The sequence below is a fragment of the Moorena bouillonii PNG genome (assembly GCF_001942495.1).
GTDB classification, from domain to species: domain Bacteria; phylum Cyanobacteriota; class Cyanobacteriia; order Cyanobacteriales; family Coleofasciculaceae; genus Moorena; species Moorena bouillonii.
In genome coordinates this window covers 7,643,906-7,666,753 of the sequence record NZ_MKZS01000001.1, presented here as the reverse complement: position 1 = coordinate 7,666,753, position 22,848 = coordinate 7,643,906, and the positions used below count along the sequence as shown (strand labels likewise).

The following is a 22,848-nucleotide window of genomic DNA, read 5'->3' as shown; positions in this document are numbered from 1 at the left end:
ACAAGATGGTTATCAATCAAGTACCCGACGTAGTATTTAAGACCAGAGTCAGAGATGAGTCAGTTGCTGGACCCAATCCCTTCCGCTGGCAAGACCGCACTACACAGGAAATTTTTGGCGGTAAGCGTATCGTGCTATTTTCCCTTCCTGGTGCCTTCACACCCACCTGTTCATCAACCCACTTACCCCGCTATGAAGAACTCTTTGATGAGATCAAAGCACAAGGGGTTGATCAAGTGATCTGCTTATCGGTCAACGATGCCTTCGTGATGTTCCAGTGGGGCAAACAGCAAGGGGTTCAGAATATCTTCTTGCTACCCGATGGTAATGGGGAATTCACCCGCAAAATGGGGATGTTGGTAGAAAAAGATAATCTCGGTTTTGGTATGCGTTCTTGGCGCTACTCCATGGTGGTAGATGACGGTAAGATTGAAAAAATGTTTGTAGAACCCGGCTATGAAGATAACTGCCCTACCGATCCCTTCGAGGTCTCAGATGCAGATACCATGCTGGCATACTTGAAGTCAGCTAAAAGTTGAGATACTTCCCAGCTTAGTTAAGGCTTTATCAGTAGAGGCGTTACCTGCAATGCCTCTACTGTTTTCAGTTTGGTGCATAAGTCCTGATCATCGTGGATTTACTTGAGAGTTAAACAAAAATTATTATTTTGGGGGATCAGTAAAATTTTCCCTCCGAACGCCTATTGCGTTTATCTAGATAATATAAGTAATCTTTCCACGGAATAGTAATTCAGAAGTTTGGGAGAGTTATGAGCTACGATTTTGATTTATTCGTTATTGGTGCAGGTTCCGGAGGAATTGCTACAGCTAGACGAGCCGCAGAATATGGGGCAAAAGTAGGCATTGCAGAATTTGACCGTTTAGGTGGAACTTGCGTAAATCGTGGCTGCGTTCCTAAGAAGCTGATGGTTTATGCCTCCCATTTTCCTGATCAATTTGAAGAGGCACAGGGATATGGCTGGAGTAAGGTACACAGTACCCTGGACTGGACAACCATGATCACAGCAGTGAATCAGGAAACAGAACGCCTCAATGGCATTTACCAACGTATGTTGGATAAGTCCAAAGTAGAACTGTTTCAGGGTTATGCTAAGTTCGCGGATTCCCACACCATAGACATTGGCGGACGCAAAGTAACTGCACAGAAAATCTTGATTGCAGTAGGAGGATATCCCGTCAAGCCCGATATTCCCGGAATTGAACACGCGATTACCTCTGATGATATCTTCCACCTCAAGGAACAACCGAAGCGGATCGTGATTCTTGGGGGTGGCTATATTGGTGTCGAGTTTGCCTGTATTCTCAATGGCTTAGGCTCTGAAGTCACGGTGGTTATTCGTCGTGATCAGATTTTACGGGGATTTGATGCGGAAATCGGTTCCGAGATTCAAAAAGCCATGGAAAACCATGGGATTCGCGTGCTAAATAACAGTAATATCATCGCTATTGAAAACACATCAGCCGGTCTGAATGTAACGGTACAAGGAGAATCACAAACAACTATAATTGCTGATGCAGTCAGTTTAGCTGCCACAGGTCGTATACCCAATATCCAGAATCTAGGTTTAGAGAATACTGGAGTAGCAATTGAAAACGGTGCGATCGCAGTCGATAAGTATAGTCTTACCACAGAAGACCATATCTTTGCCGTAGGGGATTGTACTAACCGCATGAACTTAACTCCCGTTGCGATTAATGAAGGTCGTGCCTTTGCCGATACCGTATTTGGTGGCAAATCCCGGATCATGAGCTATGAGAATGTCCCAACCGCAATTTTTACCACACCCGAAGCAGCTACTGTTGGTCTAAGTGAGGCCGAAGCACGGGAGAAATATGGGGATGCGGTCAAAGTCTATCGTTCTCGGTTCAGACCTATGTATTACACCCTACCCGGTCGGGATGAAAAAACCCTGATGAAGTTAGTGGTTGACCAAAACACTGACAAAGTCTTGGGTGCTCATATGGTAGGGGACCATGCAGCAGAGATTATTCAAGGAATTGCGATCGCATTGAAAACCGGAGCTACCAAAGCTAACTTTGATGCTACTGTTGGAATTCATCCCAGTTCTGCAGAAGAGTTTGTCACAATGCGCTAAGGGACTCAAAAAGTTCAATACAGTTGAAACTAGGGCGTGTGTTCACGCCCTAGTTTCGTACTATAGCGCTTTAAAATCAGATGTGAAAATTTATAGCAATTCAATTCATTAATGCGGTAAACCAGGTATTCTACTTAAGTGCTTAAATACTTTAAGTTCTCAATATCAACACTACTGAATCGCAATAAATCCTAAAAAAGCCCCTAGAACTGTATTATCAGGAAGGAATAGCTGCGCCAAGAAACTCAATACATCTGAGTTAAACATCAGCATCTAGTGGTAGAAAGCCCAAGTTTCCCCATGTCATCTTTACAAAAATTAGAAAAATTCGTCAAAATACCTAATAAAGTTCCCAGCCGCCGCATTCTTTGGTTTGAACGATTAATGGCGATCATCGCCTTGATTAACCTGCTCTTGGTGTTGTTTGACCTCAGCTATATTCCCTTAAGGGATTTCTGGCTAAATCAAAAAATTCAGGTATTTAGCTTTACCATTGGTCCGATCAAATCCAAAGGCTTTCCTCTCTCGATTCCCATTCCTGATATCACTCCGTTATACGACCCAGTTAAAGGTATTGAAGACAACCTAGATACTAAAAAATATTTGGACAAAGTTGAGCAACTGGAAAACCAGATTAAAAACATAGGATTATCGTCTATAGAAGTAGAAAAAAAACTCAAGTATCTGCGCGAAATTAGCTCAGAAATGATTGACACGAATCCTTTCCAAGTAGCCAATAAAACCGGAAACTTGGAAAAGATTAAAAATAAGATGCGTAAGCACATACCAAATCCTGATAAGTCAGCAAAAGAGTCATTTGAGGAGTTCTGGACTCAAAAGTACTTAGCAAGCCATAGTCAAGAGGAAGGTTTGGGATTTTTTAACACCGAGATTAAACCCTTAATCGACACTAACTATTACCGTCCAATTGGAGAAAATGGCGAATTCATAGACCTATTCGGACTGATTGATTTCCCATTTTTTATCTTATTTGGTACGGAGTTTTTGGCTCGTACCTGGTTTATCAGTCGCCGTCACACTGGACTCAAGTGGCAAAATGCGATGCTGTGGCGCTGGTATGACATATTTTTTATAATACCCTTATGGCGGTGGTTACGAATTATTCCCATTACCATTCGTTTAGATCAAGCTAAATTAATAGACCTGAGTGCCATTAGCAAAGAAATCCGCTCCGGATTTGTTGCCAGTATTGCTCAAGAGATGACGGAAGTGGTCGTGATTCAATTTATTAACGAAGTTCAGGACTCCATTAGCCAGGGTGAAATTACCAAATGGTTGTCTCAACAGGAAGTCCGCCCCTACATTGACCTTAATGACACTGATGAAGTCTCAGAACTCACCAGCATGATGGTAAAGATGACAGTTGATCAAGTGTTACCCAAAATCCGCCCTGATCTAGAGGCTCTCATGAAACACTATCTGGACATGAGCCTTAAACAGTCCACACTTTATCAAGGACTTCAGAATGTACCAGGAGTGGGAGAATTGCAGAAGCAGCTAACAGAGGAATTGGTTAAAAACATTTTTCAGGCACTCTATGATGGGATTAATACTCTGATACAAGAAGACCCAGTTGCCGACGAACTCCTGGAACACCTACTCAAAAATTTAAGGGAAGTCTTAGGGGCAGAAATTAAGACCAAGGATAGATTACAGGAGATTCAGTATTTGATCACAGCTTGGTTAGAGGAATTCAAAATAAATTATGTCCGGCGCTTATCTGAAGAAGACTTAGATAAAATTTTAGATGAAACCAGAGCAATTCGTCAAAGATTTCAGTAAGAGTACTATAGAGTTTTTTAATTGGGTTAGGGACTTTCGTACTAGGTTTTATGGAACAGGCAACAGCGGCTCATCGGAACAGGTAAAAGAGAATAGGGAATAATTAATATAAGAAGAATTTGTAGATTATAGCTATTAAAAACATTTAAATAAAAATTTTCATAGTAAACTCTCACTTAATGAATCATATTTATTAACAGAGAATTGATGATAACTGAATGCTTTAATTTAGGATAACATATGCAGGATAAAAAACATCAAAAAAAATATTATTGTAAATATTGAAATCAACTCATCAAAGTTTGACAGAATAATGACCATAAGTTAAAATAATTATTTATAAACAAAAAATAAGTTGATTTCTAGGGTCAGCTTGCTCTAAGGTGCGCTTTCCGTTCTTCGTAGGAGACGCGGGGCGCGTTTCTCCTACGGAGACGCTATGCGAACGGCGAATTTAATTCGCCACGGGTCGCACCTGAGGAAAAAGGCTGTGAAGTGGGAAAGTGCCAACCCACCAGACACCAAGCAGGGATTAGACTTCAAAACTACCCATGTTCAAGTTTTGATCAGGCCAGCATTTGAGTTGCTAATTGCGTTAGACTCAAACATAGCACTAGACATTGGGCTTGTGCTATGTAGATGTCCATAAGCTTTTGGGCGGTTAGACTTCTTGGAAAAGAATTTGCCATGAAGTGGGTTGACCCCACTTTTTTTATTGGATTGGTGCCATGACTCATCCCCTGATTCCACAACTAATCGATTTAGCCACGCCATTGGCTCAAGATTTAGGATTAGAGATTGTAGAGGCTCTCTTCCAGACCAACAGACGCCCACCCGTGCTGCGTGTCTATATCCGCAATCCCATTCGTGACACTAGCTTGGATGACTGTGAACGCATGAGTCGTGCTTTAGAAGCTCAGTTAGATGCTAAGGACATCATTTTAGACACCTACGTTTTGGAAATTTCCAGTCCTGGGATCACACAGGACTTAAGCACAGACCGAGAATTCATTTCTTTCAAAGGGTTTGGTGTGATTGTTCAGACATCTGAACCTTATCAGGGACAGCAAGAGTGGCGTGGGCAGTTAATTCGCCGGGATGAGAGCGGAGTTTATCTCAATCTCAAGGGTCGCGAGTTTGCCATTCCCCGTCAGCTTGTGTCCAGAGTAAAACTCGATGATGGGGGTTAAATTTTGCTTGAAGGTTGGTAGGGGGGCAGTACTTGTAAAGACAATGGCTCGACTATAGATCTACAAGTGCTTCTGCCCTACAAGCTTCAAGGTTGAGGATTGAAGTTTAACTTGATTTACTTTAAATCCCAACATAATTGCCATGGATAGATTTAAGACGGAGATTTGCTGATGTCAATAGTTAGTTTGCCTGGACTTAAGGCAATGATAGAAGAAATTAGTCAAAGCCACAATATACCTAGGTCTGCAGTTCAACAGGCATTAAGAGAAGCACTGCTAAAAGGCTATGAGCGCTATCGCCGTTCTCAACGGCTAGACCAAAGATTTCATTTTGACGAAGAATATTTTGACAACTTTGAAGTCGATCTTGATATTGAAGAAGAAGGCTTCCGCGTTTTGTCTACCAAAACCATTGTCGAAGAGGTACAAAATAGTGACCATCAAATTTCTCTCAAAGAAGTCCAGGAAGTTGCCTCTGAAGCACAATTGGGAGATTCAGTGGTTTTGGATGTGACTCCAGACCAAGGAGAGTTTGGTCGCATGGCAGCGATTCAAACCAAGCAGGTGCTCTCTCAAAAACTCCGAGACCAACAGCGTAAGCTGATTAAGGAAGAGTTTCAAGACCTAGAAGGAACTGTTCTGCAATCTCGATCACTACGGTTTGAGCAGCAGTCTGTTATTATGGCACTCAGCAGTGGTTTTGGTCGGCCAGAGGTAGAAGCCGAACTGCCCAAACGGGAACAGCTCCCCAATGATAACTATCGCATTAACTCCACCTTTAAGGTTTATCTCAAAAAAGTCCGGGAAGGCCCTCACCGTGGTCCCCAGCTGGTGGTATCCAGAGCGGCGGCTGGTTTAGTTGTCTATCTGTTTGCCAACGAAGTCCCAGAAATAGAAGATGAGGTGGTAAGGATTGTTGCAGTGGCACGGGAAGCTAATCCTCCTTCTCGTCATGTCGGACCAAGGACTAAAATTGCTGTAGATACCCTGGAGCGAGATGTAGATCCGGTGGGAGCTTGCATTGGTGCTAGAGGTTCCCGCATTCAAGTGGTGGTGAATGAACTACGAGGTGAAAAAATCGACGTAATTCGTTGGTCTCCTGACCCATCTACCTATATTGCTAACGCTCTTAGCCCAGCCCAAGTGGATCAGGTGCTACTAGTTAATCCAGAAGAACGTCAAGCCCATGTTTTAGTAGCAGAAGACCAGCTCAGTTTAGCTATAGGCAAAGAGGGACAAAATGTTCGCCTTGCCGCCCGCCTTACAGGCTGGAAGATTGACATTAAAGATGCTGCGCAATACAAAAAAGAGACTACAGACATCTCTAAACAGGATACCCTAGAAGAAGATGTCGATAGCAATGAGTTAAAGGAAGATTACGAAGAAGGAGTAGAAATGCCAGAAAATGTACTGGATCCTGAGCCAGTGCTTGATTTGAGTGCTCAAGAAGAAGAATAAGAAGTTTTAGGGGTTCACCCTGAGGTGAGGAAAGTTTGGCCAAGGTTGAGAATGGTAATGGTATACAATGATAGCCCTAAGCTTGTCGGTTTAGAATGGTAGTGGGGTGCGCGGTATCCGCTGTGGTCAAGAATTCTTTGACAGTTTTCTTCCAAACCAATGACTTATTCAATCCTTCCACTTCTGCGCTCGTTACTCTACCGCCTACCCCCGTTCCTCCTACTGCCGGTGGGTGTGGTAATTTTATTCTTGTGTTAATCATCCGAGTCTCAAGGGTGTGAGTATCTCTACTATAGTTTTTCATCTTCTGCTCACACCACCGGGCACGCCCACACCCGTTTTACCGCCCTCTGGCAGCGATGCAGCGCGGTCTTGGGGAGGCAGCGCCTTCACGCGGGGGTTCCCCAAGACCGCGCTTTGCCGTGGTTTCCCCCACTCGCGCTTTGCATCAAGATTGATTTTTGGTTTCATTGGGTAACTCAATCAGGTAAACAGGGCGTTTGCCCAATCGCAAACGCCCTACAAGCCTCCATCTACCTTACCCTTTAAAGAAGGAGGACTTTTGAGATTTTCCAAACCGAAAACCCTTATGAAACCCAACTATCGACGTTGTCTTAGCTGCCGGAAAGTAGGACCAAAACAAGAGTTTTGGCGTATTGTCCGAGTCTATCCGTCACGAAAGGTACAATTAGATCAGGGTATGGGTCGTTCAGCTTACTTATGTCCTCAACTGAGTTGCCTAGCGGCGGCTCAAAAGAAAAACCGACTGGGGCGATCACTGCGCGCATCGGTGCCAAAAAATCTGTACGAAACTTTATGGCAGCGTTTAGCTACCATGCCAAGCCAACCCAATTTAGGTAATTAAAGGGTGAATAAGCGCGGCAATTGCTTCCATGTATGTTTGTCCGGTGAACATAAGTAATCGTTAGTATACAAAGGAAGTCATTAGTTCTATTGATGCTCTGGTTTCAAAAGGGAGGTGAATTTACTTCGATTATACGCTAGCTACCTTTAAAGGCATACGTGCTGATTAGGCGGTTTAACCGAATCGTCAATGTATAATGCTGCTTGGCTTTTTTCACAGGAAAGAAGCACGCGATAATAGATAAACTTATCAAACTACCGTTGAGGTGAACACACCAACGAAAAAGCATGGATGGTTGATTATCTGTTGAGCATCGCTTATCTTATCGTTTAAGCTTTCCAATAAAGCTTGATCAAGTAAAAAGTCATTCGAGTAGTTGAGTATGGTTTAACAACAAGTAGGTACGACAGGGGAATAGTGCATGAACAGCGGCAAAGTCAGAATTTACGAATTATCACGGGAATTGAATTTGGACAACAAGGAAATTTTGAGCATCTGTGAAGGACTCAATATTGCAGTTAAAAGTCACAGTAGCACGATTACAGAATCGGATGCCCAACGGATTCGCACGACAGCCGAAAAATATTCTGACCAACTAGCAGCTGTAAGCAATACCGAAGGTGAGTCATCGGCAAATAAAGGTTCTAAGTTAAGCTCTGGTAAATTAATTCGACCGCCCAAAGGGGAGCGGAAGCAGCAAATTGTCGAGCTCCGTAAGCACAAACGCAGTTCTGGGAATACTTCTAGCCAGAGAACTAATCAAATGGCAATCCCACCCCAACCTCCCATCAAGCCGACTGCTATACCCCCCCGTCAGCCTAGCACTCTCAATCGACCTAAGCAGGTCACTGAAGAGGACACCAAGATTAAGCAGGATAGTAAACCCAAACCAGAGGCTAAACCCGAACTAGCCGCTAAACCCAAACCAGAGGCTAAACCCGAACCAGAGGCTAAACCCGAACCAGAGGCTAAACCCAAACCAGAGGCTAAACCCGAACTAGCCGCTAAACCAGTCCAGAAGGTGTCACAGGATAGTACTGCCTCACCTAAGGTTACAGAAAAACCAAAATTAACTGGACCGCCTGTAAGACTATCACAACCAAAAACTCAGCCTTCTAAGGTTGAGCGACCGATCAAATCAAACCAAAAGGGTTCTTCGGGTTCAAAGTCAGTAAAGAGTCCAACTCCTAACAAATCCCCTGTTATCAATAAGCAGTCAACCCCTTCGGAAACATCACCACCAAAACGTTCTAGTTCACCAAGGCCGAGCATTCCTGAACTCCAGCGACCTCCAAAAAGAACTAAGCCAGGTCTTGACAAGGACAATTCTCAAGTAGCAGCAATGGATGCTGACTCAACGGGTCTGACAGAATCTGATCAAGACACCAACACCTTAGTCAATGAATCTGAGGAAATGCTCAAGGAGGTCAAGCTCTGGCGACCATCTGTCCCCCGACCTGCTAAGAAGAAAGAGTGGCAGGCAGAAAATGGGGAAGAAGAAGACAAAGTCCAGAAGGGGAAATCCGCCAAACTCAAGCGGCGACCTAAAATGATTCTGGATGATGAAGATGATCTCGAAACAGGATCAGATCAAAACGATAACAAAATCGATGGTTCATTTTCAGTTAGTCTTTCACTGGCTCGTCCTCCCAAACCAAAGTCTCTACAAAAACAGCAAACCCAACCAACTACTGCGAGTGTTAGCCACAGGAAGAAGCCTTCTAAAAGCAGTAGTAGCAACAAGTCGGATCATCGCGATCGCCGTCGTACACAGAAAACTCAGCCCAAACGCCCAGAACAAATTGTTTTGAGAGACTCACTCACCATTAGAGACCTGGCTAATGAACTGGCTATTGCAGAAACTGACATTGTTAAAATGCTCTTCTTCAAAGGCATAGCTGTGAGTGTTACCCAAACTTTGGATGTTCCTACCGCCACAATGGTAGCTGAGGAAGTGGGGGTAAAGGTCGAGATGGAAGAAGAAGCCTCTGCTGCGACTAAGGTGGAAATGCTGGATGTCCAAGACCTGGAAAACCTCGAGCGGCGTCCACCTGTGGTGACAATTATGGGTCATGTTGACCATGGTAAAACGACTCTACTCGATGCTATTCGTGAAGCAAAAGTGGCTCAAGGAGAAGCCGGTGGAATTACTCAGCATATTGGCGCATACCACGTAGATGTTGAGCATGAGGATAAAATTCAGCAGGTTGTCTTCTTAGACACCCCCGGTCACGAAGCCTTTACAGCCATGCGGGCAAGGGGAACAAAAGTAACTGATATCGCTGTGCTAGTAGTAGCGGCTGATGATGGGGTGCAACCTCAGACTCTTGAAGCCATTAGTCATGCTAGAGCTGCTGAAGTTCCACTCGTGGTTGCTATTAACAAAATTGATAAAGCCGGAGCTCAACCTGATCGGGTTAAGCAGGAATTATCAGAACGGGGCTTGGTCCCAGAAGAATGGGGTGGTGAAACGATCATGGTACCAGTGAGTGCTATCCAAAGGGAAAACTTGGATTCACTGCTGGAGATGATTATATTGGTCTCAGAGCTAGAAGAACTCTCTGCTAATCCGGATCGACCAGCAAAAGGTACGGTGATTGAAGCTCACCTAGATAAAGCCAGAGGTCCTGTTGCCACCTTCTTAGTGCAAAACGGTACTTTGCGGATCGGTGATAGCTTGGTTGTTGGTTCAGTTTTCGGTAAGGTCAGAGCCATGCTTGATGACCGAGGACAGCGAGTCGAACAAGCTAGTCCCTCGTTTGCTGTGGAAGTCCTTGGCTTGAGTGATGTTCCAGCTGCTGGTGATGAGTTTGAAGTCTTTGAGAGTGAAAAAGAAGCCCGGGCAGTTGCTGGTGAAAGAGCTCAACAGCAACGTCAATCTCGCCTGCAAACTCGCATGAAATCACGGCGAGTTACCCTCACTGAATTATCAGCCCAGGCTCAAGAAGGTGAACTCAAAGAACTCAACTTGATTTTGAAGGCAGACGTTCAAGGCTCGGTGGAAGCTATTCTGGGATCCCTCGAACAGCTGCCCCAAAATGAAGTGCAAATTCGAGTTCTACTGGCTGCCCCTGGGGAAGTCACCGAAACGGATGTGGACTTAGCGGCTGCTAGTGGTGCAGTTATTGTTGGCTTTAACACTACCTTAGCTCCTGGTGCTCGACCAGCAGCTGAACAGGAAGGGGTAGATGTGCGGGAATACAACATCATCTACAAACTCCTGGATGATGTTCAAGGTGCTATGGAAGGTCTGTTAGAGCCAGAAGAGGTAGAAGAACCATTGGGTGAAGTAGAAGTTCGAGCTGTCTTCCCAGTGGGTCGTGGTGCCGTTGCGGGTTGCTATGTACTCTCAGGCAAAGCCGTGCGCAATTGCCGTTTACGAGTGCGGCGTGGTGGCAAAGTTATCTACGAAGGAGTTTTGGATTCCCTCAAGCGTGTTAAGGATGATGTCAAGGAAGTCAATGCTGGCTACGAATGTGGTATGGGTGTTGATAAATTCAACGACTGGGCAGAAAAAGATATCATTGAAACCTATCAGATGGTAACCAAGCGACGGACTCTCTCCCTGAAGTAGCCCTGAGGGGTGTTCTTACCCAGGCATCCATTGCCGGGTAGGTTGTTTTGTTTAAGGTTGAAGGTTAAAGGTTATTGATACGAGTTGCTCTGTGGCAAGCTTGCAATTGTCAAGGTTCCATCCAAAGCAACTTTTAACCTGTTAACCGATAACCTCTAACCCTAACCCTGCCAAATTTTAACCATTCAATGTCGCTAAAAGCACAATCCTAAAAAAGCAGATAGGATAGTGTACAGGTAAGCTTAATAGTTTAGCACTTAAGCATTACTCAACTAGATTCATCTGTATTAAATCTTCGCGTGTGTGCATATGGCAAGCTTCGTTACATCCGAATCCGGACAATTACATCACGACACTCAAGTTTGGAACAGTCTTAAACAAGCCATAGCCGCTAGTTCAGGATTTCAACGCTGGCAAATGGAACATCCCTTGGGTGAACAATTTCAGGATTACAGTCTTGATAGCCGAGTGCGTCGTTACTTACGTGAAACTCTAGAAATGCTTGCCTACTGAACTCCCAGATAGGAGTTGCTCCTATCTGGCCTGATGTATTGTGATTTTAATTTATGAGTGCTTTGTGGCAGAAACGGGCAAAGCATTAGATAAGCTTGCTTAAAATTATTCCTTTTATTCCTTCACTAAGCAAGACTATCATAAAGTGCAAATTAGTAGTGCTATTTCACTGGTGGCATTTTAAAGATATAGGTAGCTAGAAGTCAACCATTACTCAGTTACTACCTCTGAACGTTTCCTGTCAATAGTCAGCGGTCAATGGTCAAAGGCGGCTGGACGAAAGACAAATGAGGAAGGATAATTAGCATTGCTGCTGATTTTGGACTTGACATGGCCTTTGAATATCCTGATGACCTGAAATACCTTGATAGCCACGAATATGTACGGCTTGATGGAGAAATTGCCACTATTGGTATTACCGCCTTTGCCATTGACCAACTGGGTGACTTAGTTCTTCTCGAACTCCCAGACATTGACGACACCATCGAGAAGGGTAACAAAGAAAATGACCAAAGCTTTGGTACCATTGAATCGGTCAAGGCCGTTTCGGATCTATATTCCCCGGTATCGGGTACGGTGGTAGAACGAAATGAGGATATGATCGAGGCTCCTGAACAGATTGCAGAAGACCCCTATGGTGAAGGCTGGTTAATTAAAGTGCGGCTGAATGACCCTGACAACCCACTGGAGGGTGTCCTTTCTGCTGAGGAGTACCGTGCCCAAGTCGAGGCAGAGTAGACTATGACACTCCCCGCCCTGGAAGGACGGGGATTCTTGCTTCAATGGGGTGACTTGTTTAACCAGGCCGGAGCCAGGAAAAATAGAGGTCGCCTCTCCACAAGCGTATTTGGTTTATAACCTAGGTTTCGGTGTGCCCCACCGTACCTAAACTAATCAACAAATTAAGATAAACATTTTTTTAGGGATCTTAGACTTTCATAGACTTCCAAATCGTTAGACTTGATTGTGCAACCTGATTATCTCAAAACAGGTTTTTTACACTGTCTACTTATTTAAGATCATGTTCATCTAGAATACTATTTTTTTGTTATGTCTTTATCTTAGCACAAAGCCGTCCTGGAAGGACGGGGCGCGATTACCCAAATTTTTTGGTAAAAATCTGATCAGTAGGGTTGTCATAACTGAACCCAGCTGTATAAAGTTGTGTATCTAGAACCAATCTAGCAATACGTCTAGCTTGTCATATGCTAGGTTTTCATAGTGTATATTTAGAACTAAATTACTTTAGTTCTAAATCGCTTTAGTTATACATCCGGGCTTTGTGTATCTATAGATTTACCAACTTAGGGGGTCACAGCCCTCAAAAGTGACCCCCACCTTCGCTGCTTAATTCAAAAATTGGTTTACTATGCAGAATTTGGATATCCAGGATCAAAAAAATAGAGCAAATACTCAGTCGTTGCTGAAATCTGACCCTATTCTTTCCGCATCAAAAACATTACCATCTACCGATGCTTTTGTCAATCGACATATAGGTCCAAATCCAGATGCAATAGAGCAAATGCTCAACGTCCTGGGTATATCCACTATAGATAGCCTGATTGAGCAAACTGTACCCGCCGCTATTTGGCTTAATCAACCTCTGCAGTTACCAGCGGCACAAAGCGAGTATGCTGCCCTGGCTCAGCTAAAAGAAATTGCCTCTAAGAATCAAGTATTCCGGTCTTTCATTGGCATGGGATATTACGACTGCATTACCCCACCTGTAATTCAACGGAATATTCTAGAAAATCCTGGTTGGTACACGGCTTACACCCCTTACCAAGCAGAGATTGCTCAGGGACGACTCGAAGCACTACTCAACTTCCAGACTATGATCATAGACTTGACTGGTCTGGAAATTGCTAATGCTTCCTTGCTGGATGAAGGAACAGCAGCAGCGGAAGCTATGAGCATGAGCTATGGTCTGTGTAAGACGAAAGCCAAACACTTCTTTGTTTCCCAAACCTGTCATCCCCAAACTATCGCAGTGGTACAAACCAGGGCTAGACCTTTGGGAATTGAGGTGATTGTTGGTGACCACCGCACCTTTGAATTTGACCAAGAGATTTTTGGAGCTCTGCTTCAGTACCCAGCAACGGATGGCACCATATACGATTATCGGGAATTTATTGATAAGGCTCATGGTGCTAAAGCTTTAGTAACTGTGGCAGCTGATATTCTAAGCCTTGCCCTGCTTACACCCCCTGGAGAATTTGGGGCTGATATTGCCATAGGCTGCACCCAGCGCTTCGGTGTTCCCCTAGGATATGGGGGACCTCATGCAGCTTATTTTGCTACTCGGGCAGCTTATAAACGGCAAGTACCAGGACGTATCGTTGGTGTATCAAAAGATGCTAATGGTAAAGCAGCACTGCGCTTGGCACTGCAAACCCGTGAGCAACATATCCGTCGTGACAAAGCCACGAGCAATATTTGTACTGCCCAAGTGCTCTTGGCGGTGATAGCTTCAATGTATGCAGTTTATCATGGGCGAGAGGGAATCAAAGGTATTGCCGAGAGAATTCATCAATTAACGGTTATCCTAGCGGAGGGACTGAAACGCTTAGGTTACAGTATTAGCTCAGAACCGTTTTTTGATACCTTGCGCGTAGAATTAAGCGATCGCTCTGTGTCAGGAATTATAGAAGCAGCTGAAGCAGGTCAAATTAATCTACGTATTATTGATTCAACTACTATCGGGATTTCCCTGGATGAGACAACGACGGCTAGGGATTTAGTAGACTTGTGGGAAATTTTTGCAAGTTTAGGGGAACCAAGCAGTGCATCCCTACTCTTTACTGTGGAAGATTTGGCGGCTGAGGTAACACGTAAGGTGGCAGATGATTTTAATGAACCGTTTGCTCGCCGTAGTACCTACTTAACCAACCCAGTATTCAACCGCTATCACTCAGAAACTGAGTTACTGCGCTATTTGCACCGTCTGGAAAGTAAGGATTTGGCTCTAAACACGTCCATGATTCCTTTGGGCTCGTGTACCATGAAGCTGAATGCCACTGCTGAGATGATGCCAGTGACATGGCCGGAATTTGGCAAGATTCATCCGTTTGCTCCCCTCTCCCAAACTCAGGGATATCAAATTCTATTCCAGCAGCTGGAAGAATGGTTAGCAGAAATTACTGGCTTTGCTGGCATTTCTCTTCAACCTAATGCTGGTTCCCAAGGGGAATATGCAGGATTACTCACTATTTGTAAGTACCATCAAAACCGGGGAGAAAGCGATCGCAATATCTGTTTAATTCCTACTTCTGCTCATGGCACCAATCCCGCCAGTGCAGTGATGGCTGGTTTAAAAGTGGTGGCTGTTGCTTGTGATGAAATGGGCAACATTGATTTAGATGATTTGAGGAAGAAGGCCGAGCACCATAGCCAAAACCTAGCTGCTCTGATGGTGACTTATCCCTCTACCCATGGTGTGTTTGAACAAGAGATTAAAGATATCTGTGCCATTGTCCACAACCATGGGGGGCAGGTTTATATGGATGGGGCAAATATGAATGCCCAAGTGGGGCTGTGCCGTCCAGGGGACTTTGGGGCAGATGTGTGTCACCTGAACCTGCACAAAACCTTCTGTATTCCCCACGGTGGGGGTGGACCTGGTATGGGACCAATTGGGGTGATGCCTCACTTAGTACCATTCCTGCCCAAAACCTTACAGCCTCAACCTTCCACTTTATCTATTGGTGCAATTTCTGCGGCACCCTGGGGAAGTGCCAGCATTCTACCGATTTCCTGGATGTATATTGCCATGATGGGTAGTGCGGGGTTAACTGAGGCGACTAAAGTGGCTATTCTTAATGCTAATTACATGGCTAAGCGGTTAGACCCTTACTATCCTGTTCTGTACAAGGGGAACAATGGATTAGTAGCTCATGAGTGTATTGTGGATTTGCGATCGCTTAAAAAGTCTGCGGGCATCGAAGTGGATGATATTGCCAAACGCCTGATGGATTATGGTTTCCATGCTCCAACGGTATCCTGGCCTGTAGCGGGGACAATGATGGTGGAACCTACTGAAAGTGAGTCGAAAGAGGAACTCGACCGTTTCTGTGATGCGATGATTGCCATCCGCCAGGAAATTAAAGCGATTGAATCGGGTCAGGTAGACCAAAGGGACAATCAGCTCAAGAATGCTCCCCATACTGCAGAAGCCTTGATGGTCAGTGAATGGACTCATCCCTATACCCGTGAGGAAGCAGCATACCCTGCACCTTGGTTAAGGGAACACAAGTTTTGGCCTGTGGCAGGGCGCATTGATAATGCCTTTGGGGATAGGAATTTGGTTTGTTCTTGTGAAGGGATGGAGGCGTACATCTAACTCCAGAGTCAATGGTCGAGTCTGGGGAGATGGGGAGATGGGGAGATGGGGAGATTTTTATTAAGCGATGCAGCGCGGTCTTGGGGGTTTCCCCCATGAGCGACTGCATCAAGACAGGGTAATTATCCTGATATGATATAACTCCGTTACTTATTAAGGGAGGTTACCGGGATTCCGACTCCCGACTCCCGACTCCCGACTCCCAACTCCCGACTCCCGACTCCCGATTCCCGACTCCCTACTCCCTACTGAGTATTAACGTGGTGAACCAAACACCTGCACCCAGTAGTGGCGATAGGGACTAGAAGGATCGCTGACATAGCCAAAGCCAATTTCTTGATACTGAGGCTTGAGTATATTACGGCGATGACCAGTGCTTCCCATCCATTGCCTAATGGTTTGAGCAGGAGTCGAGTAACCTGCGGCAATGTTTTCACCAACATAGGAATATAGATATCCTGCTGCTTTAGCGCGATCGCTTATTTTAGAACCATCCGAACCAGTATGACTGAAAAAACCATTGCGCACCATATCTTCAGCGTGTAGCTGTGCGGCTTGACTTAGCTCAGCAGAAAGCTGTAATGGTGGTAAGCCAGCTTTTCGCCGTTCAGCATTGGTTAGTCCAAGCAACTCAGTATTGAATTTAGCTAAGGATGAGCTACTGGTTAGCACAGTTATCTGCTCCTGAGAACCTCTCTGGAGGGTGTTATTGGAATAAGTGTTAGCCACAACTGAGCTAGACTGAAGCGCTATTTCAGATAATCCGAGCAAAGTAAGCGGAGCAATTGCCAAAAAATGGATTCTATGCATAAATTACCTCATGGGTTAATATCTGCAACAGATCTGATGGCACCCGGTAGCCATTAAAATGGCGCTAGATAGATAGAGCAATCCTATTCAACTTTTGAAGGGGATTGCTATGTATATTGACTAACCGTCCCCTGAAAAGGTTCCCTAATTCTTTTATGGGAAATTACCAGGGGAGGTTTTTTTGCCTTCGCTTAGCGTGGCCGAAAGGGCATCGCATTTTCATTTCTTTGAGACCTAACCGCTGAACGCGCACGCGTGCGCGTAGCGCATAAGCTAACTGCTGACCGCTGACCGCTGACCGCTGAGAGCTTAATGCTTAAACTCTTTAAAAATAACGTTTCTAGTAAAAATAACGTTTCTAGGAACGATGACGAATTACTCCCGGTAACTGCCGCAGCACATCATTTTTAGATCGAGCGAATTTTTTAATGGCATCTTGATTGACAATATTCTTTTTAGGAAGATTAACAGTAATCGTTTCTTCCATTTGCCATGGATCAAAGTTTTCCCAGTTTTCAAAGTAGGCTTGCAAGTACAGCCAATAGGCTAGATCGAGCTGAGCATCGTATACAATCAGGATACATGGCATTGGTTCTTTTAACCATGGCTCTATGTCTGAGCGTCCTAGGGGAAAGCCTATGGTTTCTTGGTCAGCGGCTAGCATGCTCAGAAAATCGGTTGCTTTTAGCTTGACGTAAATTTTACCATTTTCAAGTTCACCATTGGCATCATAGGTAAAGATAATCAAGTCAAAACCATAGGTATACCCAAGCTCAACTCGTTCTACGGAGTAACCACATAATAATACATATCTTTCCACATAATTGATACTGAGATCAGCAATAATTTGTTCTCTCGGTCGTTTAGTTTTCTTCATTAGACCGGAAGCAATAGAAATGGTTTACTCTATAGCTTAAGTTTAAACTATATAGCAGTTTTCTCTGGCTTTTAGGGAGTCGGGAGTCGGGAGTCGGCAGTCGGGAGCGGTGCGACCCGTGGCGAATTTAATTCGCCTACGGAAAGCGCACCGAGGGAGTCGGGAGTGGTAAAAAATCCTGTTTACCTGTGTACTGTGTACCTGCATCGCTAAATAAAAGCGATCGCTTATCTATGGAGATACGCGATCGCTTTTATTATTCAGAGATTATCCAATGAAAAATCCGATTTAAGCACCAGCTAGGACAAAATCCACTTCATCAGCTCCGTCAGTTTGATCTTGACCGGAGGTAATTTGTTCCCCATTCACTTCAACAGCGAAAGGTGTGCTGTCTAAATTGATATTGTAATCCGTTGCGTCAGCAGTATATCCCACGCTAGCCACCATCTTACGACCCTCATCGGTATAGATGAATGCCAACATTTGGTTTTTTTCTTTCTGATTGTCGTAAGCCCAAATGACCATATATTGTTGGTCTTGATAGTCGAATACTTTAGGCGCACGAGTGGGGACATAACGACCAGGAGCTCCAAAGCTAACATCCAAGAAGTTTTGCACAGAACTGTCTTGTACGATAGCGTAGGCAACTTCTTGGGGAGAGGTAGCTTCTGCGTCACCTTCACTTTCGTCCCTCTCTTCTTCTTGATCACGGTTGCGGAAATAATCCACAGCCATTTTAGTTCCGACCGCACCGACTGCTGCTATACCAGCACCCATTAGTATGTTGCGCAGTTTACTCATTTGTTGTTATGGCCTATGACTATCAACGATTTAAATAGTAACACTATAGGATAAAGAGATAGGGAGATGGGGAGATGGGGAGATGGGGAGATGGGTAAGGGCTATGTGGGTCACCTGCGGAAGCACCTTGTAAGCCTTATGGGAAGAACCTTTGGCGGCACTGACTACCTTTGACCGCGCTGCATCCCTGCTCCCTGCTCCCTGCTCCCTGCTCCGAGATCCGAGATCCGCTGTTCCCAGATCCGCTGTTCCCTAAAAAAAACCAAAACTTTCTACCTCACCTAATTAAGAATTACTATAGATTCTGGATCACAAACGGTTTGATAGCACTACTACTCCACTTATTCTTGAGTTTCTCAACTATAAATGGCCGAATTACAAACTTAGGGGGCACACCGTTATGTACATCAATCCGTAGGAACGTATGAGGAGAGCGGGCTGTTCTACCTTTACCTTTGCGCCCGATAAATAAAAGCGATCGCGCCACCATTTGAACATAACCTCCCCCACTAATTTCCATCACTTCAACCCCATCTTTGCGCTGATGCCGCAAACTAGCACCACTTCCGCCACAGACCAGCCAATTTAAATGGGAGTCAGCATGTTTAGTATCAAAGGTACGCAAATGCTCAAAGCAATGGGCGTGTCCACTTAAGATTAAATCTACCAGTGGGCGTTTTTCGGGTAGGGAACCAATAGCAGCAGCCACCTGATCCAATACTTGGCGTAAATGGCCACGAACTGCGATCGCATCTGGCTGCTCCCATCGACTTGTTTCCGTTGAATAAGGAGAGTGATGAAGATAGATCACTCGTCCCCTTACCTGAGGATCATGCCAAGAATCAATTAACCGTTGCTTTAACCAGTCTAGTTGCTCTCGGTCAGAACCAGCCTTAGGTTTAGACGAAGAGTCAGAACTACAAAAGGTATTGGAATCAAGGGCAAAAAAGTCAATGCCGCCATATCTAAAGGTATAGTAGCGATTGGGTAGGCGGGTAAAGTGACCAGGTTGGTAGCGCAGGCATCTTCCCGTTTTGGTCTTGGCGGTATAGTGTTGGTTGAGGTACTCAGCTAAATTACGGCGCTTGTGAGGCTGACTCAAGCAATCAAGAAAAGCGTGAGCATAGGCTTTGCCTTGGTAAGAACTATCCCAACCTAGGGTCAACCCTAACTGAGATTTTAACCAACGGCGTAGAGGTAAACTTAACTGAGCAAATAATCTGGGCAGAAACGTCAGGTCATAGTAATCATGATTTCCTGGTACAGGGAAAATCGGATGATTAAAAACTAGTCGAGTAGCGTCAGTTTTCTTGACAGGACTCCTAATACCGAAAACCTCTCGGTAGAATTTCAAAAATTTCTCCAGATAAAACTCACCCGACCCAAAGGGATAAACCAGATCCCCTGTGTGTAAGGTAAAGCGACAAGTATCGATGTGCTCACCTAATTGTTGAGCAATTTGTGCTTGCAGCTTCTCTCCATATTTCGTATCTGAATCCGTATCCCCAAGGACTAGAAAGGAAAAGTCTGGACGTTCATTGTCACCATCATCAAGGACTAACTGAGTTTGGTCAATTCCCTCGTTGATAATTCTAGGATTACCCCAGCATAAGCAATGGTTGATGGTGGCAATTTTAGTAGCAATAGGTGGGTCATATAGCATGTTTAAAATAGGTGAGGTAGATTTGTTTTTTTAGGGAGTAGGGAGTAGGGAATAGGGAATAGGGATTTGGAAACAGGGAACAGGGAACAGGGAACAGGGAACAGGGAGTCGGGAGTCGGGAGTCGGGAATAGCCAAAAGGGAATAGCCAAAAGGGAATAGCCAAAAGGGAATAGCCAAAAGGGAAAAGGCAAAAGGCAAAAGCCAAATAATTTTGTGTAGTTAATTACTATAGACTTATTTCATAAGTCGCAAACTATAGCATTTATAAATAGGTGATGAACAATATTGCTGCATCGCTTTTTCATAACACCAAAAACTCCTCCAAGTTTTTTCCTACTGCTCCCGATTCCCGATTCCCGATTCCCGATTCCCGATTCCCGATTCCCGATTCCCGATTCCCGATTCCCGATTCCCGATTCCCTTTTACTTGGAAAATGTCGATGTCAGGTTCTCTTCCTCCTCCCAAGCCTCTTCTTTGTGATTGTTTCCGTACGCAGATTTGTAGTAACCGTAAGGGCTATTAGCGTCACCTTGAACACCATTAGCAACAATGCCTAAAACGTTAACTCGAGACAGTTTCAGATTATCAAGAGCTTGGGTCAGAGCAGAGCGGTCTGTTTTGCCAATGCGAGTTACCAGAATCAAACCATTGGTGCTAGGAGCAAGCAAGCTAGCGTCCGCTAATCCCAAAACTGGGGGGGTATCATAAATCACCAGGTCGAATATTTCCTCGAAATATTTAATTAATTGTTTCATTTTCTCGGAAGAAAGGAGTTTGGTAGGATCTGGAGGAATTTTACCTGCGGTTAGGACTGATAAGCGAGGTATAGGTAACTCATTATTAAAAACCTCTTCAGGGGATAGGCTTTGGGCAATTAAATTGCTTAATCCAGACTGGTTGGATAAGTTCAATCTGCGATGAACTTGGGGTTTACGCATATCCGCATCCACTAATAAGACCTTTTTTCCCATGGCTGCGGCGGTTTGAGCCAGGAAAAGCGAAATGGTTGACTTACCATCTCCAGGCGTAGATGAACTGATGGCCACAGAATGCATTGGGCGGTCTGAACTGAGTAATTTAATATTGGTATTGAGTACTCGTATGGATTCCAAAAAGTGTGAGAATTCCGTGTCGTTACCATAGCTGTAAGCAGTTGATTTTTTCTTCAAACCTGGTATTACCCAGGTAAACGGTTTAAATAAGAAACGTCCTGCTGTTTCTAAGGAGTTAGTACTTGGGGCTCCTGGTAGTTTTTTATTAACGGGGATAGTCCCTAACACAGGGAGTTTGGTTTGTTGTTTTAGTTCGTCGAGAGTGTGATTAACGTTATCTAATCTTTCCCAAACCAATGCCAAACCAATGCCTACAGCAATACTAGCTACAGCTCCCAAGGTTAGACTACGTGGGATATTAGGAGAAATGGGAAGCACTGGCCGAACTGGGTCTTCAATGACTTCCCAAGGAATCTCGGTTTGGGCAGCTTGGATTTGCAAGGTTTCTTGGGTAGACCGAAAACGGTTTAACCCCTCCGTAGCAATTTGTATTTCTAGCTGTAAGTCGGTATATCGTCTGGCTAAAGCAGGTATTTGTTGAGCCTGTTGGTTTAGTTGTTGTTGAGCCACAAATAAGGTTTGACGTTGGGTTTCAAGCCTTTGTACCTCAGTTACACCTTCTGCGAATTTGGAGTTTAACACTCGCTCTGCTTCTTGCTCTAGAACCGGGAGGAGGTTTTGCCGTTGAGTTTGGAGAAGTTGAATGGCCGTGCTTTGGGGTTGGAAGCGAGTTAATTCCCCAGCGATTTGGGTTTCGACACTTCTTAACTGACCAATGATTTGCTGATAGAGTGGAGCCTCACCAAGAGCCGCCAGGGCTCCCGTTTCTTCTTGTAGAGAACCAAGATAAGAACGGGCTTGAACTAATTCTTGTTCAAGAGCTAAGTTTTGCTGTTTCAAGGTGGTCATTTGAGAAGCAATTAGTTGAGCTTGGCTTTCGGGGTCAGTAAACTGATATCGCTCTCTAAAGACTTGTAATTGGTTTTGCAGTTGATTTACCCTGGCTTGTCGAGATGGTAACTGGTTTTCAATGAATTGAATCCCTAGCTTTAAATTAGTCTGGCGTTCCGCCAGGGAGTACTCTAGGTATACGTTGGCTAATTGGTTTAAAATAGTCAGAATAAGATCCGGATCTTTGCCTTGGTAGCTGATTTCCAAGATCTTAGTTTTCCCTAAGCGAGTTATGCTTAAATCCTTAATTAGGGAATTATAACTTATTTCGGGATGGGTTTTTTGGAGTTCTGCGACCACTAGTTTCATTAGTTCAGGACTACGCAGGACTTGAATTTGGGTTTCGTAGTCTAAACCAGATTTAAGGTTTTGTGGTCCTAAAACAGACGTTAAATTGTCTAAGTCATTTGCTGCATTAACAGGCTCTACTAAAATCCGAAATTTGCTTTGGTAAATTGGCTCTTCATTCAAAGTTGTGGGGTAGACGTAGGACATCCCTGCAACTGTTACCCCGACAATGACTAGTCCTCGCCGTTGCACCACTACAAACCAGCGGGCTAAATCCCATTCACTATCGTCTGGTTCTAACCATGGTGATCCTTGGGGTAAAGGGGGAAAGTTACCGTTATTACTGGCAACTGGCAGAGGAGAGGGAGAAAAATTATTAATCATTGCGTTTTGTTTTAAATTTAATTAAGGAGATGCTATAAAATTTGACTAGATAAGAGTTAGTTGGTACCGGTTATAGATTAGATTTTAGGGAGTAGGGAGTAGGGAGTAGGGAGTAGGGAGTAGGGAGTAGTGAGTAGGGAGTAGGGAGTAGGGAGTAGGGGG

General features: G+C 44.5%; 19 protein-coding genes. 11 read left to right on the top strand and 8 right to left on the bottom strand.

Features of this window, described 5'->3' with window-relative positions; all coding sequences use genetic code 11:
- The first annotated feature begins 5 nt into the window (after positions 1-5).
- The 5 genes from BJP37_RS31265 to nusA all read left to right on the top strand — a co-directional run bounded on the left by BJP37_RS31265 (position 6) and on the right by nusA (position 6,567).
- A complete protein-coding gene (locus BJP37_RS31265; RefSeq protein ID WP_075904789.1) occupies positions 6-539 on the top strand; it encodes a peroxiredoxin in 534 nt (177 codons plus the stop codon).
- Positions 540-769: 230 nt separating this feature from the next.
- Positions 770-2,116 (top strand): glutathione-disulfide reductase, encoded by a 1,347-nt coding sequence (gor, locus tag BJP37_RS31260; protein WP_075904787.1) that lies wholly within the window; start codon positions 770-772, stop codon positions 2,114-2,116.
- Between the two features lie 300 nt (positions 2,117-2,416).
- Complete coding sequence (locus BJP37_RS31255) at positions 2,417-3,919, top strand: hypothetical protein (RefSeq protein WP_075904785.1); 1,503 nt, start codon at positions 2,417-2,419, stop codon at positions 3,917-3,919.
- A 728-nt stretch (positions 3,920-4,647) separates the two neighbouring features.
- Positions 4,648-5,109, top strand: coding sequence for a ribosome maturation factor RimP (gene rimP / locus BJP37_RS31245; protein ID WP_075904781.1), 462 nt, complete (start codon positions 4,648-4,650; stop codon positions 5,107-5,109).
- 171 nt (positions 5,110-5,280) lie between these two features.
- Complete coding sequence (gene nusA, locus BJP37_RS31240) at positions 5,281-6,567, top strand: transcription termination factor NusA (protein WP_075904779.1); 1,287 nt, start codon at positions 5,281-5,283, stop codon at positions 6,565-6,567.
- A 76-nt stretch (positions 6,568-6,643) separates the two neighbouring features.
- On the opposite strand, the gene BJP37_RS31235 is transcribed toward nusA, so the two are convergent.
- Positions 6,644-6,871 carry a hypothetical protein gene (locus tag BJP37_RS31235; RefSeq protein ID WP_075904777.1) on the bottom strand — a complete coding sequence of 76 codons (228 nt, stop codon included), beginning with the start codon at positions 6,869-6,871 and terminating at the stop codon, positions 6,644-6,646.
- A gap of 285 nt (positions 6,872-7,156) precedes the next feature.
- Between BJP37_RS31235 and BJP37_RS31230 the strand changes: the two genes are divergently transcribed.
- The 5 genes from BJP37_RS31230 to gcvP all read left to right on the top strand — a co-directional run bounded on the left by BJP37_RS31230 (position 7,157) and on the right by gcvP (position 15,858).
- Positions 7,157-7,432 carry a YlxR family protein gene (locus BJP37_RS31230; protein ID WP_075904775.1) on the top strand — a complete coding sequence of 92 codons (276 nt, stop codon included), beginning with the start codon at positions 7,157-7,159 and terminating at the stop codon, positions 7,430-7,432.
- A 421-nt stretch (positions 7,433-7,853) separates the two neighbouring features.
- Positions 7,854-11,006, top strand: a complete 3,153-nt coding sequence (infB, locus tag BJP37_RS31225) for a translation initiation factor IF-2 (protein ID WP_075904773.1) — start codon at positions 7,854-7,856, stop codon at positions 11,004-11,006.
- Between the two features lie 309 nt (positions 11,007-11,315).
- Positions 11,316-11,519 carry a hypothetical protein gene (locus tag BJP37_RS31220; RefSeq protein ID WP_075904771.1) on the top strand — a complete coding sequence of 68 codons (204 nt, stop codon included), beginning with the start codon at positions 11,316-11,318 and terminating at the stop codon, positions 11,517-11,519.
- Positions 11,520-11,849: 330 nt separating this feature from the next.
- Complete coding sequence (gcvH, locus tag BJP37_RS31215) at positions 11,850-12,257, top strand: glycine cleavage system protein GcvH (protein ID WP_070395886.1); 408 nt, start codon at positions 11,850-11,852, stop codon at positions 12,255-12,257.
- Positions 12,258-12,888: 631 nt separating this feature from the next.
- Positions 12,889-15,858 (top strand): aminomethyl-transferring glycine dehydrogenase, encoded by a 2,970-nt coding sequence (gene gcvP / locus BJP37_RS31210; protein ID WP_075904769.1) that lies wholly within the window; start codon positions 12,889-12,891, stop codon positions 15,856-15,858.
- 255 nt (positions 15,859-16,113) lie between these two features.
- Here the strand turns inward: gcvP and BJP37_RS31205 are convergent, their stop codons facing one another.
- From BJP37_RS31205 to BJP37_RS40365, 6 genes are all read right to left on the bottom strand, one after another.
- Positions 16,114-16,668 (bottom strand): CAP domain-containing protein, encoded by a 555-nt coding sequence (locus BJP37_RS31205; RefSeq protein WP_143727883.1) that lies wholly within the window; start codon positions 16,666-16,668, stop codon positions 16,114-16,116.
- 358 nt (positions 16,669-17,026) lie between these two features.
- The gene (locus BJP37_RS31200) at positions 17,027-17,545 is read right to left on the bottom strand and encodes a DUF4365 domain-containing protein (RefSeq protein WP_075904767.1); all 519 of its coding nucleotides are present in this window, start codon (positions 17,543-17,545) and stop codon (positions 17,027-17,029) included.
- Positions 17,546-17,587: 42 nt separating this feature from the next.
- Positions 17,588-17,752, bottom strand: a complete 165-nt coding sequence (locus BJP37_RS40370) for a hypothetical protein (RefSeq protein ID WP_158069841.1) — start codon at positions 17,750-17,752, stop codon at positions 17,588-17,590.
- 81 nt (positions 17,753-17,833) lie between these two features.
- Positions 17,834-18,346, bottom strand: coding sequence for a hypothetical protein (locus tag BJP37_RS31195; RefSeq protein ID WP_075904765.1), 513 nt, complete (start codon positions 18,344-18,346; stop codon positions 17,834-17,836).
- A 295-nt stretch (positions 18,347-18,641) separates the two neighbouring features.
- On the bottom strand, positions 18,642-20,009 hold the full coding sequence (locus BJP37_RS31190; protein ID WP_075904763.1) for a metallophosphoesterase family protein: 1,368 nt from the start codon (positions 20,007-20,009) through the stop codon (positions 18,642-18,644).
- Entirely contained in the window at positions 19,999-20,208 is a 210-nt protein-coding gene (locus BJP37_RS40365; RefSeq protein ID WP_158069840.1) for a hypothetical protein, read from the bottom strand. Before BJP37_RS40365 ends, BJP37_RS31190 begins: the two co-directional genes overlap by 11 nt.
- A 77-nt stretch (positions 20,209-20,285) precedes the next feature.
- Here BJP37_RS40365 and BJP37_RS37875 point away from each other — a divergent pair, with 77 nt between their 5' ends.
- Positions 20,286-20,534, top strand: a complete 249-nt coding sequence (locus tag BJP37_RS37875; protein ID WP_143727882.1) for a hypothetical protein — start codon at positions 20,286-20,288, stop codon at positions 20,532-20,534.
- Here BJP37_RS37875 and BJP37_RS31185 read toward each other — a convergent pair.
- Positions 20,434-22,686, bottom strand: a complete 2,253-nt coding sequence (locus tag BJP37_RS31185; protein ID WP_143727881.1) for a GumC family protein — start codon at positions 22,684-22,686, stop codon at positions 20,434-20,436. The two genes, BJP37_RS37875 and BJP37_RS31185, sit on opposite strands and share 101 nt — an antisense overlap.
- Between the last annotated feature and the right edge of the window lie 162 nt (positions 22,687-22,848).